This is a genomic window from Sphingomonas sp. R1 (assembly GCF_025960285.1).
In the GTDB taxonomy this organism is placed as follows: domain Bacteria; phylum Pseudomonadota; class Alphaproteobacteria; order Sphingomonadales; family Sphingomonadaceae; genus Sphingomonas.
In genome coordinates, this window is record NZ_CP110111.1 from 2,918,691 (window position 1) to 2,925,000 (window position 6,310).

The 6,310-nt window shown below is 68.7% G+C and carries 7 protein-coding genes (1 of these 7 running past the window's edge); 5 read left to right on the forward strand and 2 right to left on the reverse strand.

Annotated features, from left to right (window positions below; genetic code table 11):
* Positions 1 to 26: 26 nt before the first annotated feature.
* The 4 genes from OIM94_RS13950 (at position 27) to OIM94_RS13965 (ending at position 4,361) form a co-directional block, all read left to right on the forward strand.
* Positions 27 to 866: a DUF4167 domain-containing protein gene (locus tag OIM94_RS13950; RefSeq protein WP_264607309.1), complete on the forward strand. Its 840-nt coding sequence runs from the start codon at positions 27 to 29 to the stop codon at positions 864 to 866.
* A gap of 112 nt (positions 867 to 978) precedes the next feature.
* Positions 979 to 1,365 carry a hypothetical protein gene (locus OIM94_RS13955; RefSeq protein ID WP_264607310.1) on the forward strand — a complete coding sequence of 129 codons (387 nt, stop codon included), beginning with the start codon at positions 979 to 981 and terminating at the stop codon, positions 1,363 to 1,365.
* A gap of 46 nt (positions 1,366 to 1,411) precedes the next feature.
* Complete coding sequence (locus tag OIM94_RS13960) at positions 1,412 to 2,794, forward strand: DUF4139 domain-containing protein (RefSeq protein ID WP_264607311.1); 1,383 nt, start codon at positions 1,412 to 1,414, stop codon at positions 2,792 to 2,794.
* Positions 2,795 to 2,798: 4 nt separating this feature from the next.
* Positions 2,799 to 4,361, forward strand: a complete 1,563-nt coding sequence (locus OIM94_RS13965; RefSeq protein WP_264607312.1) for a DUF4139 domain-containing protein — start codon at positions 2,799 to 2,801, stop codon at positions 4,359 to 4,361.
* Between the two features lie 4 nt (positions 4,362 to 4,365).
* On the opposite strand, the gene OIM94_RS13970 is transcribed toward OIM94_RS13965, so the two are convergent.
* The gene (locus OIM94_RS13970) at positions 4,366 to 4,662 is read right to left on the reverse strand and encodes a hypothetical protein (RefSeq protein WP_264607313.1); all 297 of its coding nucleotides are present in this window, start codon (positions 4,660 to 4,662) and stop codon (positions 4,366 to 4,368) included.
* Between the two features lie 70 nt (positions 4,663 to 4,732).
* On the opposite strand from OIM94_RS13970, the gene OIM94_RS13975 reads away from it, so the two are divergent.
* Positions 4,733 to 5,161 (forward strand): CBS domain-containing protein, encoded by a 429-nt coding sequence (locus tag OIM94_RS13975; protein WP_264607314.1) that lies wholly within the window; start codon positions 4,733 to 4,735, stop codon positions 5,159 to 5,161.
* Positions 5,162 to 5,164: 3 nt separating this feature from the next.
* On the opposite strand, the gene OIM94_RS13980 is transcribed toward OIM94_RS13975, so the two are convergent.
* A protein-coding gene (locus OIM94_RS13980; RefSeq protein WP_264607315.1) for a lipopolysaccharide biosynthesis protein crosses the window boundary here: on the reverse strand, positions 5,165 to 6,310 show its 3' portion. The gene runs 342 nt beyond the window's last position; 1,146 of the gene's 1,488 nt are visible here — the last part of the coding sequence; the start codon falls outside the window, past its right edge; the stop codon is at positions 5,165 to 5,167.

Sequence of the window (6,310 nt, forward strand, 5' to 3'; positions counted from 1 at the left end):
TGTAAAGACAGGACAACGAGACCTTGATGAACAATCGTCAGGCCGGCCGCCGTCGCGGTCGGGGCGGCCAGCAACAGCGGCAGGGCGGAGGCTCGAACAACCAGGGCAACGGCAGTCGGATCGATAACCGCGCCCGGGGTAACGCCGCCCAGTTGCTCGAGAAATACAAGAACCTTGCGCGCGACGCGCAGATGCAGGGGGATCGCGTCAACGCCGAATATTATCTGCAGTTTGCCGATCATTATTTCCGCGTATTGAACGAGAACCGCTCGCGCTTTGAAGAGCAGAACCAGCAGCGCCGCCAGCGCGAAGACTTTGACGGCGACGACGAAGAATTCGAAATGGAAGGCGATGCCGGCCGCGAGGACGAGGGCGAGGCGCCCCGCCAGCAGCAGCCGCGCCGCGAGCGCGAACCGCGCTTCGAGCGCGAGGCCCGCGAACCCCGTGGCGAGCGCGAACCGCGCGGCGAGCGTGAATCGCGTGCGGACCGCGAGCCCCGGGAGGGCCGCGAACCGCGCAGCTATCGCGAGGATCGCGCCGAGCGTCCGGAGCGCCGCGAGCGCAGCAACGGTGTCGCCAACGGCCAGGCCAATGGCCATGCGGTCGAGGCCGCGCCGGTCGAAGCCGCTGCCTCGGTAGAAGCAGCGGTGGCCGAGCCGGTCGAGGCGCCCCGTCGCCGCGGTCGTCCGCGTCGCGAGGTGCCGGTCGAGGTCGAGGCGAGCCACGGCATCGACGCCGCAATCCTGCCCCCCGCCATCGGTGCCGATCCCGCCCCGGCTGCGGACGCAGACGCGGAAGAGGCACCCAAGAAGCCCCGCCGCCGCCGCGTGACGAAGAGCGACGAGGCCGAGGCACCCGCCGCCTGAGGCCTCGGAAACCCGACCAGCAAAAGGCCCGCTTCCGAGGAGGAGGCGGGCCTTTTTCTTTGGCGCGGCGGGAAGGGTTGCAGATCGGCTGAACCGCGCGCACGCATTGCCCATGAGACGTGTCGCCTCCGCCTCGGTATCCATCGCCGCGCTGGCGCTTTCCGCCTGCAACCCGCCGACGGCGCAACCGCTGGCGATCTATCGGGACATGCAGCATCCGAACGACTGGGACGACGAACGCGTTGCGGACCGGGAAATCGCGATGCGCTACCCGGCGGTGGGCAAGATCCCGCCGTTCCTCCGCGTGGGCAATCGCCTCTACCTGCTGGTACAAGTCACGCAGCCACGCGCGCTGTCGACAGACGTGGTCTTCAGCGAGAAGATAAGCGCCGCGCGCGTTGCCGCCTTCAAAGTACAACATCCGGAACTCGCTCCGTTGCTCGTGCGGGCACTATCGAAGTCGGAACACCATCCTGAAATCCCTGGCCCAACCCGCTGAACCTGCTACCATCGCCCCAACAATCCGGTTTCGGGGGAGGATCGGCATGCGGCGTGCGGTGTGGCTCTTGGCGGCGGCATGTCCGCTTGCGGCGCAGGCGCAGCAGATCCCTGCGCCGGATCAGACCGCGCAGGGTGATCTCGCCATCACCATCTACCAGAACAACCAGGCGCTGGTGCAGGATGTGCGCACGCTCAGCCTCGCCGCCGGCCGGGTGCGGCAGGAGTTCGCAGACGTCTCCGCGCAGATCCGCCCGGCGACGGTCACGCTGTCGGGCCCCGGCATCGGCATCGTCGAGCAGAATTTCGATTACGACCTGCTCACCCCCTACAAGCTGATGGAGAAGGCGGTCGGCTCGGTCGTCACGCTCGTCCGCACCAATCCCGCCACCGGCGCCGAGACGCGCGAGCAGGCGCGGGTGCTCTCGGCCAATGGCGGCATCGTCCTCCAGATCGGCCCCCGCATCGAAGTGCTGCGCGACGACGGCCTGCCGGTGCGGGTGATCTTCGACAAGGTGCCCGAAAATCTGCGTGCGCGGCCGACCCTCTCGGTCACGCTGCAGGTGGCGAGCGGCGGCCGCGTGCCGGCGACGCTCAGCTATCTCACCCCCGGCCTCGGCTGGACCAGCGACTATGTGATGCTGTTCGACGAGGCGAAGAGCGTGATCGACCTGCAGGGCTGGATCACCCTCGCCAACAATACCGGCACCACCTATACCAACGCCGCCGTGACGCTGGTCGCCGGCGCGCCGAGCGGGGCTGCGGCGTTCGGCCGGCTCGCCGACACGACGGTGGAGACGCCGGGCACCGAAACCGGCGATCGCGAGCGGCTGGGGGACTATATCTTCTACCCGCTGGCCCAGCGCACCACGATCGCCAACGCCCAGCAGAAGCAGGTCAGCTTCCTCGACGTGAAGGGCACGCCGGCGCGCAAGACCTATGAATGGACCAATGGCTGGCTGGGCGCGGACAGCGATCCGCGCAGCGCCGCGACGGTCCTCAAATTCTCGACCGCGAAGAGCGGCGGCCTGGGCGACCAGCTGCCGAGCGGCACGATCCGCGTTTATATGCGCGACCGCAAGGGCGAGCCGCAGTTCATCGGCGAGAGCCGGGTGGAGGCTGCGCCGATGGGCTCGGCGATGTCGCTGCGCACCGGCGAAGCGTTCGACGTGAAGGGCGCGGCGGTGGTGGTCGAGCGCAAGAAGCTCTCCGCCAAGCGGTGGAAGACGACGATGCGCTATGATTTCACCAACGCCCGCGCCGATGCGGTGACGGTGGATCTCGCCCAGACCGGCCTGTGGGGCGATGTCCGCGTGCTCGAGCAGAGTCTCACCGGCGAGCGCATCTCGGCCGATCGGATGGAGTGGAAGGTGGCGGTGCCCGCCAATGGCAAGGCATCGGTGACCGTGGTGTTCGACAGCCGCTATTGATCCGATGCTCGGCCGCGTCGCCCTTGGCCTTTTCGCCCTGCTCGCCGCCGCACCGGCGGGGGCGCAGGCGCTGGTGCTGTCGGAAAAGCCCGATGCGGTGGCGGTGACGCTCTATCGCGGCACCGGGGCGGAGGTCCGCCAAGGCTGGCCGCGCGGCTATGCGCTGGTCACCGAGACGCGGACGATCACGCTGCCGGCGGGCCCGTCGGTGATCCGCTTCGTCGGCGTGTCGGAGGGCATGATGCCGGAAACCGCGATCGTCACCGGCTTGCCGCGCGGGGTGGGCGAGAAGAATCGCGATGCCCGGCTGCTCGGGCCGGCAACGCTGGTCGATGCCTATCTCAAGCGCAGCGTGATCGTGCGCCGCACCGATCGCGCCACCGGCAAGGTCACCGAAAGCGAGGCGGTGATCCAGTCCGGCCCGAACGGCGGCGTGCTGCTCAGCACCGCGCAAGGGGTGGAGGCGCTCGGCTGTTCCGGTCTGCCGGAGGCGATCCGCTACCCCGGCGTCCCCGAAACGCTCGCCGCCAGGCCGACGCTGTCGGTCACCAGTGATGCCGCGGCGGCGCAGACGGTGACGGTGCAGCTTTCCTATCTGGCGCAGGGCTTCGACTGGTCGGCCAACTATGTCGCGCGGCTGGGGGAGGGCGACACGCTCGACCTGTTCGGCTGGATGACGGTGATCAACGGCGGCAGCCAGGGATTCGCCGATGCGCGCACCAGCGCGGTGGCGGGCAAGCTCAACAAGGGCAGGGCGGCGCCGCTGCCGCGCGGGGAGGCGACGCAATTGCGTCTGCAATGCTGGCCGACGGGGAACACCTCGATGGCCGGCCCGCCGCCGCCAGCGCCAGCGGTCGCGACGGAACATCGCGAAAATCTGGAAATCGTGGTCACCGGCAATAGCCTTCGGCGGATGCTCCAGCCCGCACCGCCCCCACCACCGCCACCCCCGGCGCCTGCTCCGGCGATGATGGCCGAGCAGGAAGAACTCGGCGACCTCAAGCTCTACCGCGTGCCCGAGCCGGTGACCGTTGCCGCGCTGTCCACCAAGCAGGTGGCGCTGCTGCACCGCGAATCGGTGAAGGTCGCGCGCCTATATCGCGGCAGCTTCACGCCCTTCCCCTACAATGCAGGCGAATCGCGACCGCCCAGCCGCCCAACCCAGATCGTCCTGCGTACCGAGAACCGCACCGGCGCGGGGCTGGGTCTGCCGCTACCGGCCGGCAAGCTCGCGCTGTTCGCCGACCGGGCGGGCGCGCCGGTGCTGCTCGGCGAATCGGATCTCGCCGATCGCGCGGTGGGGGACGAGGTGGAGCTGCTTCCCGGCACCAGCAGCGATGTGCGCTACACCGTGATCGGCCGCCCGGGCGGCAAGCGTCGCGAGGCGTTCGAGGTCGAGGTGAGCAACGCGCACGATGCGGCCGTCACCTTCGAACTTCCGATTCCCTATCCGGTCGCCGATAGCGATGGCCCGCTGATCGAGCGCAAGGGGGTGAAAACCTGGCGCGTGACCGTGCCGGCGAACGGCACCGCCATGCTGCACTTCGCCCGCAGGCTCGATCGCTGAACCTTCAGTCGAGGTCGACCTGGTCCTGCAGCGGATCCTCCACCTGCGCGTCATGGCCGCTGCCGGAACTGAGGAACATCAGCCCCATCAGCGCCGCCGCCATCATGATGGTGAAGAACACGCCCAGAAACGTGGCGATGGCGGTGACGATGTGCAGTTCGCCCATCCACGCCCACAGCCAATATTCGGCCGCGCCGGCAGCTAGCACCGCCACCACGCCCATGCCCCACAGGATGCGGCGGAACCGCCCCCAGGCGAAGGCGGCATAGGCGGGATCGTCGAGTCCGTCGGGCTGTTCCATGCTTTTGCAACTTGGGCCGAATCGTGGGATACACAACGCCTAAAAAAACGAAGCCATAGGAGAGAATGCGATGACCATCGCGGCAATCCTCGAAGGCAAGGGGCGTGACATCGTGTCGATCGCCTCGAACCGCACCGTAGCGGAGGCGGTGGCGCTGCTGGCAGCGCGACGCATCGGCGCGGTGCCGGTCCTCGAAAACGGGCAGGTGGCCGGAATCTTTTCCGAGCGGGATGTGATCCACTGTATCGAACGCGAAGGCGCGCTTGGGCTCGAACTGCCCGTGTCCCGCGTGATGACCGCGCCCGCGATCAGCGTCGGCCCGGACGAAACGGTGCTCGGCGCGCTGGCGCTGATGACGCGGCGGCGCATCCGCCATCTGCCGGTGATCGAGGGTCAGGCGTGCATCGGCTTCATCTCGATCGGCGATCTGGTGAAGTACCGGATCGACCGCATCGAATCCGAGGCCGAGGCGATGCGGGCCTATATCCAGACCGCTTGACGCCTAGCCGGCGCGATTGCGCACCAGCGCGATGGCGCCGGTCAGCGTGCCGCGGGCAAAGGCGAACAGCAGCGCGACATAGCTTGCGCCACCGATGCCGACGAGCAGGGTGAGGTGGGGCAGGGCGGGGAGCGGCGGCAATTCGCGGTCGGCCAGCGTTACGATCAGTCCCATGGCCAGCGCGGCGAGCACCGGCGGCGCGATCGCCCGCGCCAGTCGCGCATAGCCGACGCCGATCGCGGGCAGCGTGCGATGCGCCGACAGCGCCAGATAGAGCGGATAGGCGGCGTACCAGGCGGCAACGAGGCCCATTATCCCCCAGTGCACGCCGATCAGAAACGCGATCGGCAGGAACAGCGCGCCGGTGGCGCCGTTGCGCGCGCTGATTCCCGGCCGGCCGCGCGCATCGCTGGCAGGCGCGAACAGTACCTGCAGTGTCATCAGCGGCATCACCAGCGCGAGACCGTGCACCACGGGGGCGGCCTCCGCCCATTTGGGCCCGAGCACCACGGCGACCAGCGGCTCGGCGGTCGCGGCAAGGCCGACATAGAAGGGCATGGCGGCGAGCAGGATCAGCTGCGCGCCGCGCACGAACGCCGCTGCTACCGCCGCCGGATCGTCGCGCATCCTGGCATAGGCCGAGAAAGCCACCTCGTTGAGCGGCGGCACGAACTTCGAGACGAAGATCTGGGTGAGGAACAGGCTCGTCGTATAGATGCCGAGCAGGTGCGGGTCGAACATGCGGCCCGCGATGAACACGTCCGCCTGGCTCTGCAGGAACCAGAAGACCTGCCCCGCCGCCATCACCCCGCCATAGCGCGCCATGTCGCCCGCGCCGCGAAAGTCGAAGCTCGGCCATACCAGCGCGCGCGCCGCCAGCGTCATGCCGATCGCGCGGGTGGCGAACAGCACCAGGGGCGCGATCACCAGCGTCCAGACGCCCCAGCCGGCATAGGCGCCGGTCAGTGCGGTGATCGCTCCGGCCAGCGCGGAGACAAAGTTCACCTGCGCCTGCTTGGCGAAATCCATGCTCCGGGCGAGCAGCGCATAGGGCAGCGCGATAAAGGGGGTGGTCAGATAGAGGATCGCCTGCACGCGCAGCAGCTCGGCCACCATCGGCTGGCGATAATAGACGGCGGCCAGCGGCGC